The 21,743-nt window shown below is 73.9% G+C and carries 15 protein-coding genes; 8 read left to right on the forward strand and 7 right to left on the reverse strand.

Features of this window, described 5'->3' with window-relative positions:
* Positions 1–20: 20 nt before the first annotated feature.
* On the forward strand, positions 21–632 hold the full coding sequence (locus IEZ31_RS00520; RefSeq protein ID WP_190247661.1) for a CGNR zinc finger domain-containing protein: 612 nt from the start codon (positions 21–23) through the stop codon (positions 630–632).
* 43 nt (positions 633–675) lie between these two features.
* On the opposite strand, the gene IEZ31_RS00525 is transcribed toward IEZ31_RS00520, so the two are convergent.
* Both IEZ31_RS00525 and IEZ31_RS00530 read right to left on the reverse strand, forming a co-directional pair.
* The gene (locus tag IEZ31_RS00525) at positions 676–1,752 is read right to left on the reverse strand and encodes a glycoside hydrolase family 16 protein (RefSeq protein WP_190247662.1); all 1,077 of its coding nucleotides are present in this window, start codon (positions 1,750–1,752) and stop codon (positions 676–678) included.
* A 129-nt stretch (positions 1,753–1,881) separates the two neighbouring features.
* On the reverse strand, positions 1,882–4,890 hold the full coding sequence (locus IEZ31_RS00530) for an ATP-binding protein (RefSeq protein ID WP_308429335.1): 3,009 nt from the start codon (positions 4,888–4,890) through the stop codon (positions 1,882–1,884).
* Here IEZ31_RS00530 and IEZ31_RS00535 point away from each other — a divergent pair.
* Together IEZ31_RS00535 and IEZ31_RS00540 are read left to right on the forward strand one after the other, a co-directional pair.
* Positions 4,874–5,632, forward strand: a complete 759-nt coding sequence (locus IEZ31_RS00535; protein WP_190247664.1) for an SDR family oxidoreductase — start codon at positions 4,874–4,876, stop codon at positions 5,630–5,632. The two genes, IEZ31_RS00530 and IEZ31_RS00535, sit on opposite strands and share 17 nt — an antisense overlap.
* 15 nt (positions 5,633–5,647) lie before the next feature.
* A complete protein-coding gene (locus IEZ31_RS00540) occupies positions 5,648–8,539 on the forward strand; it encodes an ATP-binding protein (RefSeq protein WP_190247665.1) in 2,892 nt (963 codons plus the stop codon).
* Between the two features lie 27 nt (positions 8,540–8,566).
* Here IEZ31_RS00540 and IEZ31_RS00545 read toward each other — a convergent pair whose 3' ends face one another.
* Entirely contained in the window at positions 8,567–9,100 is a 534-nt protein-coding gene (locus IEZ31_RS00545; RefSeq protein WP_190247666.1) for an LPXTG cell wall anchor domain-containing protein, read from the reverse strand.
* 203 nt (positions 9,101–9,303) lie between these two features.
* Between IEZ31_RS00545 and IEZ31_RS00550 the strand changes: the two genes are divergently transcribed.
* A complete protein-coding gene (locus tag IEZ31_RS00550) occupies positions 9,304–9,867 on the forward strand; it encodes a sigma-70 family RNA polymerase sigma factor (RefSeq protein ID WP_190247787.1) in 564 nt (187 codons plus the stop codon).
* 45 nt (positions 9,868–9,912) lie between these two features.
* On the opposite strand, the gene IEZ31_RS00555 is transcribed toward IEZ31_RS00550, so the two are convergent.
* A complete protein-coding gene (locus tag IEZ31_RS00555) occupies positions 9,913–10,431 on the reverse strand; it encodes a sigma-70 family RNA polymerase sigma factor (RefSeq protein ID WP_190247667.1) in 519 nt (172 codons plus the stop codon).
* A 128-nt stretch (positions 10,432–10,559) separates the two neighbouring features.
* Complete coding sequence (locus tag IEZ31_RS00560) at positions 10,560–11,369, reverse strand: zf-HC2 domain-containing protein (RefSeq protein ID WP_190247668.1); 810 nt, start codon at positions 11,367–11,369, stop codon at positions 10,560–10,562.
* A gap of 321 nt (positions 11,370–11,690) precedes the next feature.
* Between IEZ31_RS00560 and IEZ31_RS00565 the strand changes: the two genes are divergently transcribed.
* On the forward strand, positions 11,691–12,488 hold the full coding sequence (locus tag IEZ31_RS00565) for a discoidin domain-containing protein (RefSeq protein ID WP_190247669.1): 798 nt from the start codon (positions 11,691–11,693) through the stop codon (positions 12,486–12,488).
* Positions 12,489–12,522: 34 nt separating this feature from the next.
* Here the strand turns inward: IEZ31_RS00565 and IEZ31_RS00570 are convergent, their stop codons facing one another.
* Positions 12,523–14,061: a S8 family serine peptidase gene (locus IEZ31_RS00570; RefSeq protein WP_190247670.1), complete on the reverse strand. Its 1,539-nt coding sequence runs from the start codon at positions 14,059–14,061 to the stop codon at positions 12,523–12,525.
* Between the two features lie 290 nt (positions 14,062–14,351).
* On the opposite strand from IEZ31_RS00570, the gene IEZ31_RS00575 reads away from it, so the two are divergent.
* Entirely contained in the window at positions 14,352–15,230 is an 879-nt protein-coding gene (locus IEZ31_RS00575) for a hypothetical protein (RefSeq protein WP_190247671.1), read from the forward strand.
* A gap of 82 nt (positions 15,231–15,312) precedes the next feature.
* Positions 15,313–17,853, forward strand: a complete 2,541-nt coding sequence (locus tag IEZ31_RS00580; RefSeq protein WP_190247672.1) for an ATP-binding protein — start codon at positions 15,313–15,315, stop codon at positions 17,851–17,853.
* Between the two features lie 4 nt (positions 17,854–17,857).
* Here the strand turns inward: IEZ31_RS00580 and IEZ31_RS00585 are convergent, their stop codons facing one another.
* On the reverse strand, positions 17,858–19,696 hold the full coding sequence (locus IEZ31_RS00585; RefSeq protein WP_190247673.1) for a chitosanase: 1,839 nt from the start codon (positions 19,694–19,696) through the stop codon (positions 17,858–17,860).
* A 379-nt stretch (positions 19,697–20,075) separates the two neighbouring features.
* Between IEZ31_RS00585 and IEZ31_RS00590 the strand changes: the two genes are divergently transcribed.
* Positions 20,076–21,686 (forward strand): hypothetical protein, encoded by a 1,611-nt coding sequence (locus tag IEZ31_RS00590; protein WP_190247674.1) that lies wholly within the window; start codon positions 20,076–20,078, stop codon positions 21,684–21,686.
* The last annotated feature ends 57 nt before the right edge of the window (positions 21,687–21,743 follow it).

Raw genomic sequence — 21,743 nt, forward strand, 5'->3', positions numbered from 1 at the left:
CAATGGGTCACTATGGTCCTATGCAGTCGATCCGCCTCAGCGCGGGTGGGGCGCCGCTGCTGGGCGAGCCGCCCCCCATCGAGTTCGCCAACACCACCTTCGCCATCCGCGGCCGGCTGCGCGAAGGGCTGGACACGACCGGCCACCTCGCCGCCTGGCTGCGGGACATGCGCACCCGCCTTGCGGTCGCGCTCACCGACGACGATCTGGACGGCCTCACCGGCGACGACCTCGCCGCGGCGCACGACCTGCGCACCACCATCCGGGCCGTCGCCGACGCCATCGTGCACGGGCGGGCACCCGACGCGGGCGCCGTCGCCGCGCTCAACGGCCACGCGCGCCGGGCGCCGCGCTGGCGCGAACTGAGCTACGACGCCGAGCCAGGAACCGGTGAGCCGCGAATCGAGGTCCGCAGTCACGCGCGGCCCGTCGCCGCGGCGCTGTCCGCGCTGGCCGAGGAGGCCGCCGAACTGTTCGCCGGCCCGGCCCGACCCGAACTGCGCATCTGCCCCGGCCCGAACTGCGTGCTGTACTTCCTGCGCGGCAACACCCGGCGCGAGTGGTGCACACCGGACTGCGGCAACCGGGCGCGGGCGGCGCGGCACTACAGCAAGACCCGGCGACCGCGCTGACCTGAGCTACCGGCCTCGCCCAGACACCGGGACGGGCTCGCGGCTACAGGGTGTCGACCAGCGTGCGGCCGGCGGCCCGGTAGGCGTCGACCTGAGCCTGTACGGCGGCCGGTGCGACCACGTGGCCGCCGACGTAGTACACCCAGTCCACCTCCTGCCGGTAGCTGCGGACCGCCCCGGGCGGACCGATCTCGCCGTCGATGTACCAGATGTTGAAGCACAGGAGCATCGGCTGCCTCGGGTAGTACTTCCCATCGGTGGCGAACACCGCGACACCGTCGACGAAGTAGGTCACGGTGCCGGCGCCGACCTGCATCACCAGGGTGTGCCAGCCGTCGTAGCTCTGCGCCCGCACGGCGGACCTGGAGTCGCCCTTGCCCGAGCTTTCGCTGAAGGTGTACCACGTGGTCAGGTCGAGCTGCCGGCGGTTGTCGCCCCAGCCGCCGGCGGGCAGGTACTCGAAGTCCATCTCGCTGTAGGACGGGTCGTTGTCCCGGGCGAGCGGCGTGATGGTGAAGAAGGTCTGGTAGACGTGGGCGCCGGTCGGCCCGGCGGGCGCGTCGGTGAAGCGGATGCGGGTCGCGTAGGTGCCGTCGAAGAATCGTTGCCGCGTCGAGTCGATCTCGGCGTGCTCGGTCTTCGCCGCGGTGCCGTCGGTCGACGCGGTCATCAGCATGGTCCGGCCCGCGCCGCCGCCGTTGAACGTGATGGCGCTCGGCGACCAGCTCGCGCCCTGCACGCCCGGTCCACCCCTGCCGGTACGCACCGACCACACGCGGGTGAACCTCGGGTCGGACGGCCCGGTGTAGCTGAAGTCGTCGAAGAGCACGGCCGAGCCGATCGGCGCCGGGGCGGGGCCGGTCCGGGTGGCGGTTGGCCTCGCGGGCCCGGTGGTGCTGGCCACCATCGCAGGCGACGGGCCGGTGGAGGCGGCCGGTGCGCTGGGACTGCCCGATGCGCCCGTGGGGACCCGTCCGGTGCTCATCGCCCCGGTCGTCCCGCTGGGTTGCGGGGCGCCGGCGCTGTCGACCGCCATCGCACAGCCGGCCAGGCATGCGACGGCGAGCACGGTGGCGACACTTGCGGTGACGAGCCGGTGCTCGGTACTCAGACGGGACATCGACACTCCAACGACGCAGGACACTCGAGGGAGGCCACGGCCGCGCCCCAGGCGGCGACAGTGGCCCGCGCCCTTTGGGGACGAGCGCGGGCCCGCGTCGTTCAGCGCAGGCCGAAACTGTTACAAAACTCAGTCCGTTGGGGACGGCAGCCGGGACACCGCGACCGCGATCTCCACCCGCGAGGTGATCCCCAGCTTGGTCAGGATCTCGGAGACGTGGGTCTGGACGGTGCGGCGGGACAGGAACAGCCGGGTCGCGATGGCCGGGTTGGACAGCCCCTCGGCCACGAGCATCGCCACCCGGCGCTCGGTGCCGGTCAGCGCCGCCCATCCGGTGCGCGGGCGCCGGCGCTGACCGCGCACCCCGTGTCGGATGCCGAACGGGCGCAGCGCGGCCAGGGCGCGGGCGGTGTCCCAGCTCGCGTCGAGCGTCGCGTAGCCGGACAGGGCCTCGTCCGCCGCCAGCCGCGCACCGGTCAGATCACCCTGCCGAGCGAGCAGCAGCGCGACGATCTCGTTGGCATAAGCCTGATAGAGCGTGAATCCGGCGGCACCGTACGCCTCGGCCGCCTGCCGGGCCTTGCCCGCGTCGGCTTCGGCCACGCCCTCGCAGAACAGCAGCGTGCCGCGTTTGCTGGCGATCCGGGTGGACCGGAACGGTGCGAGCGCGGCCGTCACGCGCCGGATCCCGGCACGGTCGTCCACGATCGCGCCTAGCCGTGCGACGTCGGGACAGATCCGGTGCAGCGCCTGCTGCGTCAGCGGCCCGACGCCGCGCTCCCACGACTCGTACAGCAGCCGGTAGGCCGGCTCGACGCGCCCCTGCGCCTCCCACATGAGCGCCCGGGCCCAGCGCCGCCGGTAGTCGAAGAAGCCCGGGTCGATGGATTCCAGCTCGGCGCGGTACCGGTCGGGAGCGCCGCGATGGATGGTGATCAGCGCCGCCGAGCTGATCAGCCCGGGCGCCACGCCCAGGCTGTCGGCGCCCTGGTTCGCCTCGATCTCGGCCAGGGCGTCGTCCCACCGGCCGTCGAGCAGGCGGAGCGTCACCTTGCCGTTCACGTACCAGTGGTAGTAGATCCCGCCCAGTCGCTCGCTGAGGCGCATGCCGGCGTCGAACGCGTCATCGGACGCGGCGATCGCATCCAGTTCCATCAGGCAGTGTGCGCGGGTCAGGTGCGGCGCCATCGTCAGGTCGGCGCGCACCTCCTGGCCCTCCATCAGGGCCACCGCCCGGTCGGCGAGCTCCAGCCCCTCCTCGGTGCGGGCCTCGAAGAGCCGCGCGTTGGCGAGCATGTCGAACCCGTGCGCGGCCGCATACTGGTCACCGCTGCGCTGGCCCGCCGCGATGGCCCGCTCGGCCGCCTGCTCGAGCGCCGGAATGTCACCGAGGAAGAACAGGCACTGCGCGGCGAACCCGTACAGCCGTGCCGCATCGACCTCGGACCGCTGCGCGAGTGTCAACGCCGCCTCGGTCTCGGCCAGCGCCTCTTGCAACCGCCCCTGGTTGAACTGGGCATGGATGGCGAGCCAGCGCAGCTCCACCTGCTCGGGGCTGTCCGGTGCGGTGACCGCGACGGCGGCTCGCACCGCCGCTTGGGCCTCGGCGGCCCGGCCGGTCAGCAGCAGTGCCCGGACCCGCTCGACGCGGAACGCGGTGGCGAGCCGACCGTCCAGGTCGGGCACCCGCAGGGCACGATCCAGCAGTACCTCGGCCTCGTGCGGCGCTCGGGACACCAGCGTCGGGGCGGCGCCGCGGATCCAGTCGATCATCGAGCCGTCGAGGTCGCCGCCGGCCAGCAGGTGCTGTGCCACCCGTTCGGCGGGCGCTCCCACGTCGGCCAGCGCCTGCGCGGCCCGCAGGTGCAGCGCCTCCGGCACGGTCGCCGGCAGGTCACCGACGAAGGCCTGCCGGATCACGTCGTGCCGGAAGGTCAGCACGCCGGCGGAGTCGGTCAGCACCCCGGTGCCGACCGCCTGCCGCAGCACCGGGAGCAGCTCGACGACCGGTTGCTCAACGACCAGCGACAGTTCCCTGGTGGTGAAGCCGGCGTCGAAGACAGCGGCGACGGCGAGCAGGTCACGCGCGGCAGGGTTGAGGAAGTCCAGCCGGCGCAGCACGGTGTCGCGCAGCGACGAGGGCATGGTGGCACGCGCTTCCTTGGTCGCCTCGGCCACGCCGGCCGCATACCGCACGCGTCCCGCACCGCGCAGCGCCTCGGTCAACTCCCCCACGTAGAGCGGGTTGCCACCCGCCGCCGCCAGCAGCTTGAGCAGTGCGGGGCCCGGCCGGGCGGCCAGGACGTCGCCCGCGAGCCGCGCGACGGCCGCCTCGCTGAGCGGCCCGAGCCGCAGCACCCGCGCGCCGCCCACCGACAGGCTGTCGGCGAGGCTGGTCAGATCGGCGAGCCCCGCGCCACCGCGGTAGGCGAGGACCAGCAGCAGCGGCAGCTGCGCGGCCACCCGGCCGAGCCGGTGCACCATGAGCAGGCTGGACGGGTCGGCCCAGTGCAGATCGTCGAGGAACACGGCGACCGGACCCTCCGCGCACCACTCCTCCAGGACGCTCAGCATCTCCTCGACGACCAGGAACTCCCAGTGCGACATCGCCGAAGCGACGGCGCCACGCAGCGCACCGTCGCGGCGCAGCAGCTCCGAGATTCGGCCGGCCGCGGGCGCCGGTGCCAGGTCCCGCACCCCCAGGCAGGCACTGGCCACGCCGAAGGGCAGCCGCTGCTCGAGCCGCTCGGCGGCGGCGCGCAGTATCCGGTGCTGGCCGTCGGCGCACTCCACCGCCAGCCCGTCCAGCAGCGAGGTCTTGCCGGCCCCGGGCTCACCGTCAAGCAAGATCATCTGCCCCTTGCCCGAGGCTGCGTCGACGGCCGCCTTCCGGAGGAGCTCAACCTCAAGATCGCGGCCAATCAGCGCGTCGAGCGACAACCGACCCACCGTCCGCGCACAGAGACCCGCACACGGGGGCGACCGCGGTGAAGCCTCATGCAGAAGATGATGTACGCCGATAGTATGTCTGTCTACAGAAAAGTGAACTCGGAGCGTCCAGTTGGCGGATGTTTCGGCCGGACCACCCCCACACACTGCTGGAATGTCAAGCACCCCTGATATGACGCCGCAGCGCACATCACGTCATCTGGACGGCAAGGTCGCCCTGGTCATCGGCGGCAGTGGAGACATCGGCGCGGCCATCACCGGCGGACTGGCCGCGCAGGGCGCCACCACCGTCGTGGGCTTCGCCCACGACGAGGAGGCCGCGGCCGCCGTCGTCGCGAAGTCGGAGGACCACGGGGTCAAGGCCGCCGCGATCCGCGCCGACACGACCGACCCGGCCGGCGCCGCCCGCCTCGTCGAGCAGGTGGTCGAGGAGTACGGCCGCCTTGACGTGCTGGTCAACGTGCCCGGCATGGTCAGGAAGCAGTGGCTGACCCAGCTGACGGACGAGGAGTTCGACCGGCTGGTCGCGCTCAACCTCCGCACCGCCTTCCACGCGCTGCGGGCGGCCGGGCAGCATCTGGCCGACAACGGTCGCTGCATTCTCCTGTCGACCACGCTGGCGTCCGTGTGGCCCGGGCCGTACGGTGTCTACGCCGCGACCAAAGCGGGTGTGGAGACGATGGTCCGCGCGGCCGCCACCGAACTCGGCGGGCGCGGCATCACCGTCAACGCGGTCGCGCCCGGACCGATCGACAACGCGTTCTTCCGGGCCGAGGAGACGCCGGAGTCGATCACCGCGGCCGGCGGCTTCAGCCCCCTCGGGAGGCTGGGCCAGGCCGGCGACGTCGCACCGGTGGTCTGCTTCCTGGCCGGCCCCGATGCCGGCTGGATCAGCGGACAGACGATCAAGGTCAACGGCGGCATGGCCTAGGCGGCGGAGGGCGGCATGAGCTACACGGAGGTGCAGCCGGTCCTCACCGGCCGCAAGGCGGAACTGGCCGTCGTCGAGCGGCTCGTGCGGCGACTCGCCGCCGGAGCGGGCAGCCTGCTCTGGGTCGGCGGCGAGCCCGGCATCGGCAAGTCCAGCCTCGTCTCCGCCACGCTCGACACGGCCCGGGGCAGGAACTGCCAGGTCTTCGCCGCGCACGCGGTCGAGACCGGCGGCCGGTTCCCGCTCGGCGTCCTGCTGACCGCGCTGGGGATCCAGCTGCGGTCACCGGACCCGGACCGGGCCGAGATCGCCGCCCTGCTGGTGAACCGGGCGAATACCGCCACGCAGGTCTCGCGCGACGTGACCAGCGCCGTCGCGATGCGGCTCATCGCACTGGTCGAACGAGCATGCAGCACCACGCCGGTCGTGCTGGCCGTCGACGACCTGCAATGGGCGGATCCAGCCACCCTCACGGTCTGGCGCCAGCTGGCGGAACTCACCGGACAACTACCCCTGCTGCTCATCGGCGCGCTGCGCCCGGCACCCCACGCGGCGGACGTGGACCGGATGATGGCGGAGCCAGCGTCGGGGGCCGAGGTCATCACCCTCGGCCCACTGCCCGAGGACGAGGTGGCGGAGCTGGTGGCCCAGCTGGTCGGTGCGCGTCCGGGGCCGGAACTGCTCCGGCAGACCGGCCGCGCCGACGGCAACCCGCTCTACGTCCGCGAGCTGGTCGACGCGCTGCGCCGGGACGGCGTCCTGCTGCGGACCGGCGAGACGGTGGAGCTCGCCGACGCCGGCACCGACCCCCCGTCCCTCGGGGCCGCCATCGCCGACCGGCTCAGCTTCCTGTCGGCGACGGCCCGCGAGGCGCTGTCGATGGCCGCGATCCTGGGCGCCGAGTTCACCGTCACGCACCTCGAGGCGTTCGTCGGCTGGACCGCCACGGACCTGGAAGCGGCGCTGGACGAGGCGAGGTCGGCCGGGGTGCTGGTGGAGTCGGCCGATGGCCTGATGTTCCGGCACATCCTCATCCACGAGGCGCTGTACCTGACGCTCCCGAGTAGCCTACGCATCGCGCTGCACCACCAGGCGGCGCGCGTGCTGTCGGACGCCGGCGCTGCGCCGGAACGCGTGGCCGAGCACCTGCTTCTCGCCCCCGAGGCGACCGACGCGTGGGTGGTCGCGTGGGTGGACCGCTGGGCGCGGAGCCTCACCGACCGGGCCGCTCCGGTCGCGGTGGAGCTCCTCCGGCGCGCCCGCGAGGCGGCCGCCCCGGGCGCCCAGGCGGAGTCGATCGACGCCAAGCTGTGTGTGGCGCTCTACCAGATCGGCGGCCACGACGACGAGGTCCGCGACCTCGGTCACCCGCTGCTGACCCACGCCGCGGATCCCGAGATCCGGGGCCGGCTGGGCTGGATCGTGGGGTATGCCCGGCTCCGCTCCGGCCGGCACGACGACGCGCTGGCGATCGTCGAACGGGCGCTGGCCGACGAGGCGCTGCCCACGATGTGGTCGGCCCGGCTGCAGGCGCTGCGCGCGCTGGTGCAGATCACGATGGGCCGGACGGCGGATGTCGGCACGAGCGTCGAGCGGGCCGCGGACGCCGCCGCCGCGGCCGGGGACGCCTTCGCCCTCGGATACGCGCTGCACACCAGATCGCTCCTGCACTACCAGCACGGCAACCTGGCGGGGGTGCTCGACGCAGCCGACGAGGCACTGGCGATGCTCGACCAGGAGCCGGCCACCGCAGACCTGCGTCTCATGCTGCTCAGCAACCGCGGGCCCATCCTGGACTCGCTGGAGCGGCCGGTCGAAGCGGAGCGGGCGTACGCCGAGATGATCCGGGCCGCCGAGCGGTACGCGAGCCCGCCCCGCCTGGCGCAGCTGCGCCTGACCACCGCCGAGCGCTGGTACGCCAACGGCCATTGGGACGAGGCGCTGGCCGAACTGCACGCCACGGACGCCACCCTGCTCAACCGGGCTCGGCAGATCCTGCGCGACGGGCTGCTCGCACTCATCGCGATCCACCGCGACGACCGCGGCACCGCGAAGCAACTGCTGCGTGACGCGGACGACCTCGTGCTGCTGCCCGGCGAGGAATCGGACATCGGGCGCTACCTGCTGGTCGCCCACGCGCTGGCCGCGGAGCGCGACGGCGACCACAGCGCCGCGTCTCGCCGGATGCGTGCCGCCCTGATCCATGTGCTCGCCGATCCGGACGCCAACGAGCACGAGCTCTTCTTCATGCCCGACCTGGTCCGGCTCGCGCTCGCCGACGGCGACCGCGACACCGCGGCGGCCGCCGCCCGCGCCTGTTCGAGCGGCGGCGACCCCGGGGAGTACACCGCCGGGGTGCGTGCCCTCGTCGACGACTGCCGCGGGCAGTTGGACGCCGACCCCGAGTCGCTCCTCACCAGCGCCGAAGCCTACCTGCGGGTCGATCAGCCGTTCCGGCGGGCACTGGCGCTGGAGGGTGCGGCGGTGCTGCTGGCCGAGCGCGGCGAGGACACCCGCGCCCGCGACGTCGCCGCGTCTGCCCATGACACGTATCAGACCCTCGACGCCGCCTGGGACATCCTGCGGCTGGACGCCCGCCTGCGCGCGCTGGGCATCCGCCGCGGGCCGCGCGGTCCTCGCGCGCGGCAGACCACCGGCTGGGAAGCGTTGACCCGCTCCGAGCTGCGGATCGCCCGCGAGGTGGCGGCCGGGCGGACCAACTCGGAGATCGCGAACGAGCTGTTCCTGTCCAGGGCCACGGTCCAGAGCCACATCTCGCACATCCTGACGAAGCTCGGCGCGACCTCCCGGCTGGAGGTGGCGCGCGAGGTCATGCTGCGCGAGCGTGAAACGGTGTCCCCGCCGGTCGCGGTGCCCGGCACGACCCGACGGACCGCCGGCGACTGAACCCGGGCGCCCGCCGCCCCGGCCGCCTCAGGCGGTCTCGGACCGCCGCCGGCCGAAGAGCAACAACGCGCCGCCGGCGGCGAGCAGCGTCCCGCCGATGACCACGGAGACCGCCGGGGACGAGCCGGTCACCGGGAGCGTGGGCCTACTCGACGCGGGCGGCGCCGAAGCGGCGGCGCAGCTCGAACGGCCCTCGGCCGCCCCGTGAAAGCCCTTCGTGTAGCCGTCCGGCCAGGTGCCGACGTACGAGATCGACACACTGCCGTTCTTGGGGGACAACGGGTAGCTGAACGTCACCTCGCCGGGCTTGTCACCGTGCTTGGCGGCGATGGTCTTCGGCGACCGCACACCGTCGACCTCCGGCGACAGCGTCACCTTGCTGAGCGTCGCCACCTGCGGGTACAGGTTGCGCAGCGTCCAGGTGACGGTCAGGGACCCCGTGCCGATGTCGCACACGACCGCGCCCTCGACCTCGGACACGTGGGCGGACGCGGCTGTCCCCGGCACGAGCATCGCCACACAGGCCGCAGCCGCCGCGGCGGCCGCCTTACCAAGCTTCACTGGGGTCCTCCCATCGGTGGTGCCTCGAAACCGGCACCCGGACGACGGGGAACGCGACGGCGAGGTTCACGGCGATCGGGCTGAACCCCGCCGGCGTCCGGCTCGTAAAGCCGGGGACGGAGCGGCGGGCGCCGTGAGCCAGGGAGGCAGGAGACGATGGCGCGCACAACCACGATCACAGCTGCGGTGCGGCCGGCGTGAGCATGCGAAGCTCGCCGGACGACCCGCTCGTGGAGCCGTCCCCGCTGCCCGTCGCCACCGACTCGGTGCTGCGCGACCTCTACGACGCGCACGGTCCGGTGCTGCTGAACTACCTGCTCCGCCTCACCCGGGGGGACCGGCATCTGGCCGAGGACATCCTGCAGGAGACCATGCTGCGCGCCTGGCGCAACCTGGACACCCTCGTCACCGAGGTGCTGGCGGTGCGCGCATGGCTCTACACGGTGGCCCGGCGCATCGCCATCGACCACATCCGGGCGCAGCAGAGCCGGCCGATCGAGCTCGGCGACGACCGTCTCGACCAGCGCGCCGACCCGGACGACGAGGTGGAGCGGCTGCTCAATGCGGAGTCGGTGCGCCAGGCGTTGGCCTCACTGCCGGACCGGCTGCGAATCGCGCTGATCGAGGCGTACCTGCGTGAGCGCCCGGTCGCGGAGATCGCCGCGGCGCTCGGCATACCGCAGGGTACCGTCAAGTCACGCACGTTCTATGCGCTGCAAGCACTGCGCCGCGCCCTGGAGGGGCGCGGCTTCACGTTCCCCGACTGAGTCTTCCCACCGAACCGTGCTCGCCGGGGAGCCGCGGCGCGCCCGCTATGCGCCGGCACCCTCGATCGCCTCCCGCAGCGCGCGCAGCGCATAGTAGGTGCGGGACTTGACGGTGCCTTCGGGGATACCGAGAACCGCCGCCGCGTCGGCGGCGGACAGACCGCGCCGGTACACCAGGGCGATGACCGACCGGTGCTGCTCGGACAGCATGGTCATGGCCTGGCGGACGGTCTGCACCGCCACGACCCGCTCCATTTCGTCGTCTCCCGCCGCGAAGGTGGTGAGATCGGTGACCACCACCTCCTGCGGCCGGGCCGCCTTGGCCCGCGCGCTGTCGATGGCGACCCGCCGAGCGACGGTGTAGAGCCACGGCCGCAGCGACCGCACGTCCTCCGCGAGTACGTCGAGGTTGCGCCAGGCTCGCAGCATCGTCTCCTGCATGAGGTCGAGGGCGGTCTCACGGTCACCGAAGGTCAGCCGCATCAAGAACTGGAACAGCGCAGCGGCGTGCGCGTCATACAGCGCCTGCATCTTCGCGTCGTTCGCCTTCGCGGCGGTCACCATGGCGGGCCCTCCTCCTGACGGGTCGGTGTCGACCTGAGCCTCGTCGGTGAGGGGCGCGGAATCATCGGCCAACTCACGGATGTTTCCGCCTCGTTGCGGCGTGGCGGCGCGCCGTGCCCGTCCCCGGGTCACCGGCTCGACGCCGGCGGCCGCGGCTGGCTGGTCGTCGATCCCGAGTTGAACGGCACCGTCACCACGACCCCACCGTCGGTCTTCACCACCGTGAAGAAGCCGAGCCGGTCGGCGGTGACCGGCGCCTCACCACGGACCACCTGGCTGCCGCCGCCGGCGCCGGTGAACGCCGCCACGGTGAACGTCTGGCCGTCGCCGGTGACCACCAGCAGGTGGTACTGCTGCCCGGCGGTCATGCCGCGCAGGGTGGCCTGGACCGAGACCGAGGCGCTGCGGGGCGTGACCGAGATGGACGCGCTGGTGCCGAGGTTGCCGCCGGACGCCTCGGCGATCAGCTTGTGCGGCACGGGCCCCGGCGTTTCCTGCCGGCCGACACCGGCCAGCCAGAGTCCTCCCCCGGCGACCACGACCACCGCCGCCGCCACCGCCGCCGAACGCAGCGCCCACCGCCGCCGCCTGGTGTCGCGGGCCTGGCGCACCTCGGCGAGGGATACCGGGTCCGCCGTGCCGGACGGCCTCGGAGGACTCGGAGGGTCTGGCTCCGCGGACGCCGGCGCCGCCGTGAACGCCGCGGCCAGGTCCGGCGGCAGTAACGCGGCGAAGTCCTCGTCGGAGAGTAGGTCGAGGTAGCGCGGCACACCCTTGACGTAGTCGAACTCCGCCCGGCAGCCTGCGCAGACGCTCAGGTGGGCGATCACGATCGTGTGCTCGTGCTCGTCCAGCGCGTTCAGGGCATGCATCCCGAGCAGCGACGTGACATGGCCGCCGCCATCCACGACGTTCACGTCGTCGCTCCACTCATCCACGGCTACCTGCCTCCCACGAAGAGTCTTCCCGTCCTTACGATCCCCGGGCGGCACAAGTTCACGACAGGCACAGAAAGACCTCAAGAGCTTTACGTTCATCCAGGCGGTCCGGTTCGGTAGCGGTCGCACTGTTCGGCAGGCGGCGTCAGGCGTCCGGGTTTCCGGCACGGGCGAGCGCGGACCACGTCGCCCTCCGCACCGGGGACGCACGGCGGGTCCCGTGCGTTCACGAGGACGAGTCCGGTTCGGAGCTGAACCTCGGGCGCGCACCGCACGTAAAGGCTCCGGAATCGACGGAGGGCGAAACGGAGAGCGGCGGCGATGTCGACGAACCTGTCCAAGCACCGTGCCTGGAGGGCCGGGAAGGCCGGCAACCGCGTCATCGGCGGGCTGATCGTCGCCGGGGTCCTGCTGGCCGTCGGCGGTGCGTTCGGCATGGACGATCCGAAGACGCCGGCGACGAGCACCGGCCTCGAACCGGGCACCACCGACCCGGCGAACCTCGCGGCCCCGTCCGGGCCCGACCTGTCCGAGGTCGTGCCGCTGGTGCCGAGTGATGCCGCGCCGGGCGAGTCGCCCCAGCCCGGCGCCTCGCCGAACGGCGGCCCGAGCACGCCGGCCAAGCCGAACCCGACGGCCGCGCCGGCCACCACCGTCCCGACCAGCACCGCGCCGGCCACCACTGCGCCGCCGGCCACGGGGAACCTCGCGCTGCACCGGCCGGCACAGGCCTCCAGCACCATACGGAGCGCGCACGCCGCCCTCTACGCCACCGACGGCAGCGCCGACACCTACTGGGAGGGCGCGAACCACGGGCTCCCGCAAACTCTGACGGTGGACCTCGGCACGGCCGCCCGGATGGGCCGCGTGGTGCTCAGGCTCCCGCCGGCGAGCGGCTGGCCCAGCCGCACGCAGACCATCGCGGTGCTCGCCGGCCTCGACGGGTCGACCTTCAGCACCGTGACCGGCCCGGCGCAGTACACCTTCGATGCGGCGAACGGCAACGTCGTCACCCTCACCCTGCCCGCGCCGACCGCGCGGTACCTGAGGCTGAGCTTCACCGCCAACTCGCAATGGGACGCCGGCCAGGTCAGCGAGGTGGAGGTGTACGCGGCCTGACCGGTCGCCGGGCCAGGACGGACGCGGGCACCGGCTACCGGCGGAGCAGGCGCCGGCCGACCCGTCGCGCCACCGCCGCAGCACCCGTGCGGTTGCCCGCCGAGCGCCGCCGCAGCCTCACGCTGACCAGGATCGAGCCCAGGAAGCCGGCGCCCAGCACGGCCACCAGCAACAGTCCGTACGGGTCGACGCGCGTCGACGGGGGCGGCGTCGCGTCGCCCGGCGCCGCCGCGTCGAGCGGCGGGTTCAGCGCCGCGGCCGGCTGGAGGATGCCCCAGCCGTACTGCGCATGCGGCGCCTGCCCGGCGGCGTGCTGGGCGCTCTGCTGGACGCGGCGGACCACCTCGGCCGCGTGCAGGTCGGGCTCGGACGAGCGCAGCAGCGCCACCACACCGGTCACGAACGGGGCGGCGTAGTCGGTGCCGCTGCACTGCACCTGCCCGGGACCGCCGGTGCCCAGCGTGGTGATGTTCGCTCCCGGCGCGACCACATCGACGGTCCCGGGCACATATGTGGCGATCGGTTTGTCGTTCGCGTCGATACCGCCCACGTTCAGCAGGCCCGGTTGCGCGATGACGGGCGTGGCCGGGGCGCCCTGGTCGACGGTGCCCGCGTCGGCGGTCGGTGCGGGGGCGACCACCACCACGTCGTGGGCGTAGGCGTCGCTCAACGCGTCGACCACTGCCGGATCGCCGAGATCCAGCGGCCCGGGCACGTTGATCACCTGCACTCCGGCGGAAGTCGCGGTCTGGATGCCGGCCGCCACGTCATCCGGGCGCGGCCCGGCCAGGGTGGTGGAGATGCGGACCGGCATCACCATGGCATCGGGGGCGATGCCGACCAGACCGGTCCCCGGCTGCGGCTGGGCGGCGATGATGCCGGCCACCGCCGTGCCGTGGCCGAGGCAGTCGGTCCCGCTGGTGCCCCGGCCGGAGATGATGTCCGCGCCGGCCACGACGTGTCCCTTCAGCTGCGGCACCTGTGCGTCGACACCGGAGTCGAGCACCGCGACCGTGACACCTCGCCCGCGGCTGCTCGCCCACGCCTGGTCCGGCGCCAGTCGCAACTGCGCCCACGGGGCCTGCTCGATCACCACGCTCGACGGCGCGGCACAGTCGCCGGCCGGCGGCAACGCCACCGGCGTGGACGGCGCCGGGCCGGGTGAGCCCTGCGGACCGCCGGCCGGGGCCGCGCCGCCCTGTGCCGGCGGACCGAACTCGACTCCGCTCCCCGCCGCGTCCGGTGGCAGGATCAACACCCAGCCGGGCTTGATGACGGTGGGGTCGGCGAGCCGCCCTCCGTCGGGCTGCGGTCGCCCCTTGTTGAGATTGTAGATGTCGACATACCGGCGGCCGTCGCCGAGGAAGCGGGCGGCGATCGCGAGCAGGTTCTCCGGCTCGCCGCGATAGGCCGTCTGGACGACGTAGTACTTGACGCTGGCGCCCGGGGCGGCGGCCGCACCCCGCGGCCCGCTCAGCGCGCCGGCCGCGCAGCACAGCAGGGCCAGCAGCACGAGCCGAAGCCCCGGCCCGACCCGGCCACCCGATCCTGCGGCCACCGCTTCCTCTTCCACGTGCTGTATCTACCAGTCTCCGGCGCGCCGCACCACGCGGTCCGGCACCGGGCTCCCCGCTCCCGCGGCTGAGCCTCGGCGTATTGGTGTATGACGTGGCCGGCCACCCTGCCGCTCACGCCGGATCGTTGCGATGGGATAACGAACACGAGTCCGCCCGGCCGGTGACGGCCGTCGGCCCGTCGGTGAACCGAACCGCTCCCCGCACCGTCCACCCGGGCGTCGCAGATCCGCGCCGAAGGGGATGCCTCATGTTTCGCCACCCGTTGCGCTCAAGCACCTCCCGGATCATGGTGACCGCGGTCCTCACGATCGGCGGCCTGACCGGGCTCGCCGCCGTGGCCATCAGCCACGTGCTGGGATCGGCCGCCGGCAGAACCCCGGTGGACAACCGCGCGGCGGCCGATCCGTCGACGCCGTGGCGGCGCGTGGAGAAGCAGCCTGTGCCGCTCGCCGACGCGGAGCCCAGCGCCACCGCCGGCGGGGCCGGAGACCCGGGACCACCCGGTGCCCCGGTCAGCGTCGACGGCGGGTTCCCCTGGCTGCTGCACTACGGCGGCGACAACTGGCGCACCGGGTGCACCGCGGTACTGATCGGGCCACGCGCCGCACTGACCTCGGCGTCGTGCGGCACGTCCAGCGTGGCGTACCTCGGCGGGCCGCCCGGGCTCCGGCTCACCGTGGTACGGCACAACGTCATCGCGGACAGCAACGTCCAGGTCCTGCTGCTCGACCGGCAGGTGAACGCGCCGCCGGTGCCGCTCGTGCCGGACTCGCCGCCACCGGCCGGCGACATGGTGACCGCCATCGGCACCGGCTGCGAGCCGGGCGTACCGTGCCCGACGCAACCTCCGCCCCGGCTCGCCACCGGATTCGTCGTCGGGCAGAACGGCTCCACCGACCCGTGCGGCGGGGCACGGGGCGTCGGCGGCGGGCCGGTGATCTGCCTCGGCTTCACCAGTGCACCGGCCGCGCTGACGGCGTCCTCATTGGGCGGCCCTGCCCTGGCCGCGACCGCCTGGGGATGGATCCTGGTCGGGATCCAGCAGGCGACGTCCGGCTCGCCGGCCGCGGGCGGGGCCGAGCCGACCGGTCCGCCGGCGCCGTGGTTCGCCGCCTACTCCGACGTGACTCGGCTCGGCCTCGAGCAGTACGTCTCCCTGCGGTGACCCGCCGCCGGGGTCGCTGTGGAGCGCAATTCAGCCGACCGGCGGGCGGTACGTATCGGGCACAGCGCATACGATCACCGCCATGGACGAGTTGGTCTCGCGTGATGCCGAGATCGACCGCCTACGCAGCTGCGTGGCCGGCCTCGTCGACGGGGTGGGCGGGTGCGTGTGGATCGACGGTGAACCGGGGATCGGCAAGTCCGCCCTGGTGCGCCGGCTCCTCGAGATGGCCGCCGCGGCCGGCTGCCGGTCGCGCACCGGCCGGGCCCGTCCGGCGGACCACACCGCCGCCTACCGCTCGCTGGCCCGGTGCCTGTCCGCGCGGCTGCCTGCCGGCGACGCGTCGGTGGCCGCCGAGCAACGGCTGCTCGACCTGGTCGAGCGGCTGTGCGCCGGCGGCCCGGCCGTGGTGGTGCTCGACGATCTGCAATGGGCCGACGACGCGAGCCTGCTGACCTGGCGCAGGCTGGGTGAACGCACCGGGACGGCGCCGTTGCTGCTGGTCGCCGCGTGCCGGCCGGTGCCGAGGCGGCGGGCCGTCACGCTGCTGCGCCAGCACCTGGCCGACCGCCGGGCCATGATCCTGGAACCGGCGGCCCTGGAACCGGTCGCCGCGAGCACGCTGGCCACCGCGCTCGCCGGTGCGGTGCCCGGCGGGCGGTTGCGGAGCCTCGTCGACGCGGCCGGCGGCAACCCGCGCTATCTGCGGGAACTGATCGACGGCCTGGTCCGGGAGCATCGGATCCGCATCGCGGACGGCACCGCCGACCTGGTCGACGCGGGTGCCGAAGCCGGGACGACAGCGGCCGCCGTCGCCGCGCACCTCGGCTTCCTCTCCCCCGCCGTGCTGGACGCGCTGCGCGCCGCGACCCTGCTCGGCAGCGAGTTCTCCGTGCGTGATCTCAGTTTGGTCACCGGGCAGCCGGCGACCAGCCTCTCCGGCGTGATCCGTGAGGCGTTCACCGCCGGTGTACTGACCGAGCGAGGTCAGCTACTCACGTTCCGGCACCCGATCCTGATCAACGCGCTGTACGCCACGATCCCGGCCTCCGAGCGGGCCGACCGGCACCGGCGGGCAGCCACCGCGATGGCGCGCGCCGGTCTGCGCCCGGTGCTGATCGCTGCCCAGCTGAGGGCCGCCGGTGCGCCGGCCGACGAGTGGGTGCCCGGATGGCTCGGCCGGGTGGCGCCCGCGCTGACCGCGCAGGCGCCGGTCGAGGCCGTACCCGTGCTCGAGCATGTCCTGCAGCGGCCGGATCTCGACGGCGCACTGCGGTCGGAGTTGCGCTGGGCGCTGGCCCACGGACTCGTCGCGGCGGGGCGGACGCCCGACGCGCTCGGTGTCGTCGCCGAGACGCTGACCGCCGAGGCCCTGGAGCCGGTCTGGCGGGCACGCTTCGACGTGCTGCGCGCCGGACTCGCCGGGACCGCGGAGGTGCAGCCCCCGGACGGTTGCGACGACCCGCTGACGGCCGGCACCGCCCTGCAGTTCACCGCCCTCCGGCAGTTCCAGCGAGGTGCGCTGGACGCGGCTCGGGAGAGCACCGCCCAGGCGCTGCGGCTGGCCGGCGACGACGTGCGGTTGAGCGGCGTCCGGGCGGCCGCGCTCGCGGTGCGGATCCACGTGCTGACGGCGCTGGGCCAGATCGGGCCGGCCCGCGAGCTGCTGGCCGAACGTCACCCGGACACCGCGGGCCCGGTCGTCGCGGCCGGGGCCGAGCATGACTTCTGGACCGGTCGCTGGGAACACGCCGCCGGTGCACGCCTGCCCGAGCCGGGCGACGTGCCCTCACGGTTGCAGTGCGCGGGCGTGCGGGCGTTGATCGCGCTGTACCGCGACGAGCCGCTCACCGAACCGCCGCGGCTCGATCCCGGACCGGCGGACGACGACCTGGTGACGATCGCGCCGCGGCACCTGCATGCGCAAGCGCTGTGGGCGCAGCGGCGGGGCCGCCCGGACGAGGCGCTGGGCCGGCTCGCGCCGCTGGTTCGCGACGGCACCGCAGCGGCGCTGCGTCAGGTCTTCCTGCCCTGGCTCGTCCGCCTGGCCGGTGAGCACGGGGAGCCGGGCCTGGCCGAGGCGGCCGTCCGGGCCGCCGCCGCGGACGCGGCCGACGCCGCGATGCCGGTCCTGCCTGCCGTCGCGGCGCACTGTCACGGCCTGCTCGGCACCGAACCGGGCGAGGTCGCCCGGGCGGCCGACGACTACGAGCGGCTGAGCATGCCGATCCGGGCCGCGGACGCGCTGCTCGACGTGGCGCTCCTGCATGCCCGCCGCGACGAGCGCGATCCGGCGCGGGCGGCGTGGCGCGACGCGGTCACCGCGTACACCGCCGTCGGCGCGGCCGGGGCGATCCGGCACGGCAGCGCCCGGCTGGCCGAGCACGGGGTCCGCCTCCCGCCCCTGCGGCGGCGCAAGCGACCGGAGACGGGCTGGGCCGCGCTCACCCCGACCGAGGTGACCATCGCCCGGCTGGTCGCCGCCGGCCGGTCGACCCCGGACATCGCGACCGAGCTGTTCCTCTCCCGGCGTACCGTCGAGTCGCACCTGTCGCACATCATGAGCAAGCTCGCGGTGCGGTCACGCATCGAGGTGGCCAGGCTGGTGCCGGCCGAGCCCTGAGGCCTCACCGCTGCACGGCCACGTTGGTCAGGCCGCTGCCCGCGTTGAGCGCCACGTTGTCGGCGGAGACCGTCGTGGCGCAGCCCGCCTCCGTCTTGACCCAGATGCCGTATCCGGCCGCCCGCACGTCCAGCCGGTTGCCGCGGAACACCGTGCCGCAGCCCCACTGCCCTGGCTGCTGGCGCACCTGGTAGCCGTCGGACGGCGAAACCGAGCCCGAGTTGCTGGTCACCTGGTAGCCGTTGCCCCGGATCAGCACCCAGGCGCCGCCCTGGGTGATGCCGGCGCCGTTGAACGAGTTGCCGCTCAGCGTGCCGCCGGTCGTCCCCTCGTACACGGTGATCGCGCCCCGGGCGGTGTCCGGGCCGAACGTGTTGGCGGTGATCGTGTTGCGGTCGCTGCGGTCCGGGTTGCCGCCGGTGTACTGCGGCCACGCCGCCGCCGCGTTGCCGATCACCAGTCCCTGGTCGCCGGTCCGGCCGACCCGGCTGCGTTTCACCACGTTGTCCGTGCTGTTGGTCCGCAGGTGGATACCTTCCTGCCGGATGTCCTGCACGGTCAGCCCGTCGATGACGTTGCGATGCGCGCCGTCCAGCACGAGGCCCTTGGCCGCGCCGGCGATGGTGAAGCCGGTGAGGTTCCAGTGGTCCGCGGTCAGGTGGAAGCCGTACCCGCCCGAGGTGAGCACGGCGCGCGGCGAGCCGGTCAGCGTGATCGGTGCCTGGGCGGTGCCGCTGGTGGCCGCGGTGAACGCCCCGGCATAGGTGCCGTCGGCGAGTTGGATGGTCTGGCCCGGCCGGGCCGCGGCGAGCGCGGTGCGCAGGCCCTCCACGGTGGCGACCTTGACCACGTTCTGCGCCGCGCTCGGCGCGGCGGACTGGGCCGGCGCCGGCGGTGCGGTGCTCGGCGCGGAGGGGCCGGTGGACGCCGTCGGGCTGGTCGCGCCGGCCTGGCTGGGCATCGCCTCGAGCAGCACCCGGTCGTCCGCGGCGCCCATCGCCAGCGGGAAGATGACGTGGGTGACCCCGTACGGGCTGACCGCGAACGGGGTGTGCAGCTCGAGGTTGCCGCTGTTGAGCAACCCGTTCAAGGCGTCGATCCGGCCGGCCGAGGCGATCCAGCCGGCGGTGCGGCGCGGGTCGTGCGGCTGGCGCAGGCTGGCCGCCCGGGCACTGAGGAACGCGGTCAGCCAGGCTCGCTCGGTCACGCCGGTGTCCGGGGTGCCGCCCGCGGCGGCCGTTGCGGTGGTGATCAGCGCGTCCACTCCGTCCGGATCGTCCTGCGTGCCGTGCTGGATCACCGCGTCATAGAGCGCCGCGTAGCCCAGCGGGGTGCGAAGCCCCAGCCTGTGGGCACGATCCAGCGCCGGCGACGCGTGCCGCTGCTCGCCGATGTGATCCTGCGCGGCCCGGAACACCGGGTCGGCGGCGGCCTGCCGCCACGCGTCCTCGAATCCGTCGAGGTCGTTGACGTCGTCGCTGCGCGCCGCGCCCAGTGCCCGGATCGCCGGCAGATATCGAACCAGGGCGCTGGCCGGCCGGGCCCCGGTGAACTCGGCGAGCACCTCGGCGACCGCTCCACCGGCGGTGGTGAAACCGTTGCGGCCGGCGGTGAAGCCGGCACCGTCGCGGCGGTCCTCGACGTAACCGTACTGCAGCAACGCGTTGTCGAACTGCAGCACGCTCACCAGCTCGTCGATCACCGCACGCTGCTCGGCGGTGAGGGCCAGCGGAGCCGGGCGGGGCTGCCAGCGCCACAGTGTGAACGCGCCGGCTACCGCCAGGGCCAGCGCCACCAGGCCCAGCACCAGCGAACGTCGGCGCGAAGCCGGGGCGTGCGCCATCCCATGCCTCCCTCCGTACCGGCCGCACCAGGACCGAGGTGCATTACGTGGCGCGGGCCGTCCCGGTTCACCCGAGGTCGTACTCCATCGCCGGCCGGGGGCAGCAGTCCGTGCCGCTCGAGATAGTACGTGCTGGCATCGGTCCAGATGAAGACACCGGCTCTCGTCGTCCGGCACGATGACTCCCCTCACGGTGCGCTGCCCCGCTTGACGGATGCGGGGACCGAAGGTTCACAGATCACCGCGGCGTAACGATTCGCGCGGTGGCCGCCCGCCGCGGTGAACTCCCGCTCGCTCCCGATCGTCAGTCACCAGGACGGGTGCCTGTCCCGCGGAAGTGGAGGAACGGCATGAGCCGACTGTCGCCGGCGGCGACCGGATGAGAGCGGCACCCTTACCCCGATGGGCGGCGACCGCGACCGCCGCGGTGGTCCTCGCCCTCGGTCCCGCGCTGCCCGGGTACGCGCAGCCGTCGCCGGGCCCGTCCGCCGCCGTCACGAAGTACTACGTGGTCGGTCCGCCGGTCGACGGACACCGCGAGTACCTCTTCGACATCGCCGCGAGGACGCTGGGCGACGGCCGGCGCGCCGCGGAGATCTTCAACCTCAACCAGCACCGGCCGCAGCCCGACGGCGGCCGGTTACAGGACCCGACGGTGCTGCAAGAAGGCTGGATCCTGCTGCTGCCGCCGGACGCGGACGGCCCCGGGGTGCACGAGGGCGAGCCGCCGGCGATGCCGACGAGCGCCGAGGCCGACAACGCCCGCCAGGTGGCGGAAGCGACGCGGCCGGCGAGCTACGTCTCCGAGGTGAACGCGCGGGTCACGACCATTCGCATCGGGCTGCTGATGGCGACCGTCGGACTGCTCGCGGCGAGCGTGCGCCTGCTGCGCGGCGCCCGTCGCAGGCCGGACGGTGCCGCGGCCGGCCGGACCTCCGCCGGGCCCGCGCGGGTCTCCCCGCCGGTCGTGACCGAGACCGTCTCCGTCCCCGCCGCCAGGCCGGCCGACGCCGGTATCGCCGTGCCCGCCGATGTCGGCTGGGAGGCCGCACCGCACCGACCCGTGGTGCCCCGGGAGGCCGCCGCCGGGGCGACCGCCGGCCGGCCACCAGCCGTCCCCGAATGGACGCAACTGGTGCCGATGGTCGTGCAACCGGCTGCGGCACCGCGGACGGAGACGGCCGACCGGCGCGCCCCGAACCGTGCTGCCGAACATGCCGGCCGGCGCGCGGTGGAGCCGCCGGTCCTGAGCCGGCCGGGCCGTCCGCCGCTGGCGTCGGCCGGATCTGCGCCCGCCGGAGACACCCCGACCACGCCGCGCCGCCCCGCCGGACAGCCGCGTCCGCACCCTCCGGCCGAGGTACCGGCCGAGATACCGGCTGGCATGCGGGCCGCGACCGGCAGGCCCGGCTCCGCCCGCGCGGACGGGATCGACGCCGAGCTCAGCCTCGGCGACGACGTCATCCGGGTACGGTTGGCCGGCGGCCGTGGATCGGCACCGGCGATCACCTGGAGCACCGCCGGGGAGGAACCGGCCGGCGCCATGGCACCGGTCTACCTCGGCCAGTCCGAGGGACGCTGCCTGTACCTCGACCTGGCCCAGTGTCCGGACGTGGTCGCCGTGACCGGTGAACCGGACTCCCGAGAGCGCCTGGCACTGGCCATGGTCGACCAGCTGTCGGCCGGCATCCGCGCCTTCCGGGTGACCGTGGTGGGCCGGGCGATCGGCGGCCGGCCGGCGATGCACCCGTCCGGCTACCGGAAGGTGCGCCGGCTGGCCGACGTGCGCACGGAGACAGCCGGATCGGTCGAAGCCCATCTGGTGTTCTGTGACCTCGCCGAGCCGGGCGACCCCGGCCTGCTGCGCGACCTGATGGCCGGCTGCAGCGGCGTGTTGGTGCCGGTGATCGTCGGCGACGTGCCGCGAGCGCGATGGTCGCTGTCGGCCGCCCCGTACGACCGGAACATGCCAGGAATCTCCGCCAGTTAGCCGAATCTCCGCCGGCCGCCTTGCCCTGACCGGGACCGCCCCTCGATCGTCCTGGTC

The sequence above is a fragment of the Dactylosporangium sucinum genome, assembly GCF_014647515.1.
In the GTDB taxonomy this organism is placed as follows: Bacteria; Actinomycetota; Actinomycetes; order Mycobacteriales; family Micromonosporaceae; genus Dactylosporangium; species Dactylosporangium sucinum.

Excerpts from the sequence above, each read along its gene's own strand:
- IEZ31_RS00520 (WP_190247661.1), top strand. The coding sequence starts at position 21 with ATGCAGTCGATCCGCCTCAGCGCGGGTGGGGCGCCGCTGCTGGGCGAG.
- IEZ31_RS00555 (WP_190247667.1), bottom strand. The coding sequence starts at position 10,431 with ATGGTGACCGCCGCGAAGGCGAACGACGCGAAGATGCAGGCGCTGTAT.
- IEZ31_RS00590 (WP_190247674.1), top strand. The coding sequence starts at position 20,076 with ATGAGAGCGGCACCCTTACCCCGATGGGCGGCGACCGCGACCGCCGCG.
- IEZ31_RS00565 (WP_190247669.1), top strand. The coding sequence starts at position 11,691 with ATGTCGACGAACCTGTCCAAGCACCGTGCCTGGAGGGCCGGGAAGGCC.
- IEZ31_RS00550 (WP_190247787.1), top strand. The coding sequence starts at position 9,304 with ATGCGAAGCTCGCCGGACGACCCGCTCGTGGAGCCGTCCCCGCTGCCC.
- IEZ31_RS00535 (WP_190247664.1), top strand. The coding sequence starts at position 4,874 with ATGACGCCGCAGCGCACATCACGTCATCTGGACGGCAAGGTCGCCCTG.
- IEZ31_RS00585 (WP_190247673.1), bottom strand. The coding sequence starts at position 19,696 with ATGGCGCACGCCCCGGCTTCGCGCCGACGTTCGCTGGTGCTGGGCCTG.
- IEZ31_RS00575 (WP_190247671.1), top strand. The coding sequence starts at position 14,352 with ATGGTGACCGCGGTCCTCACGATCGGCGGCCTGACCGGGCTCGCCGCC.
- IEZ31_RS00580 (WP_190247672.1), top strand. The coding sequence starts at position 15,313 with ATGGACGAGTTGGTCTCGCGTGATGCCGAGATCGACCGCCTACGCAGC.
- IEZ31_RS00525 (WP_190247662.1), bottom strand. The coding sequence starts at position 1,752 with ATGTCCCGTCTGAGTACCGAGCACCGGCTCGTCACCGCAAGTGTCGCC.
- IEZ31_RS00540 (WP_190247665.1), top strand. The coding sequence starts at position 5,648 with ATGAGCTACACGGAGGTGCAGCCGGTCCTCACCGGCCGCAAGGCGGAA.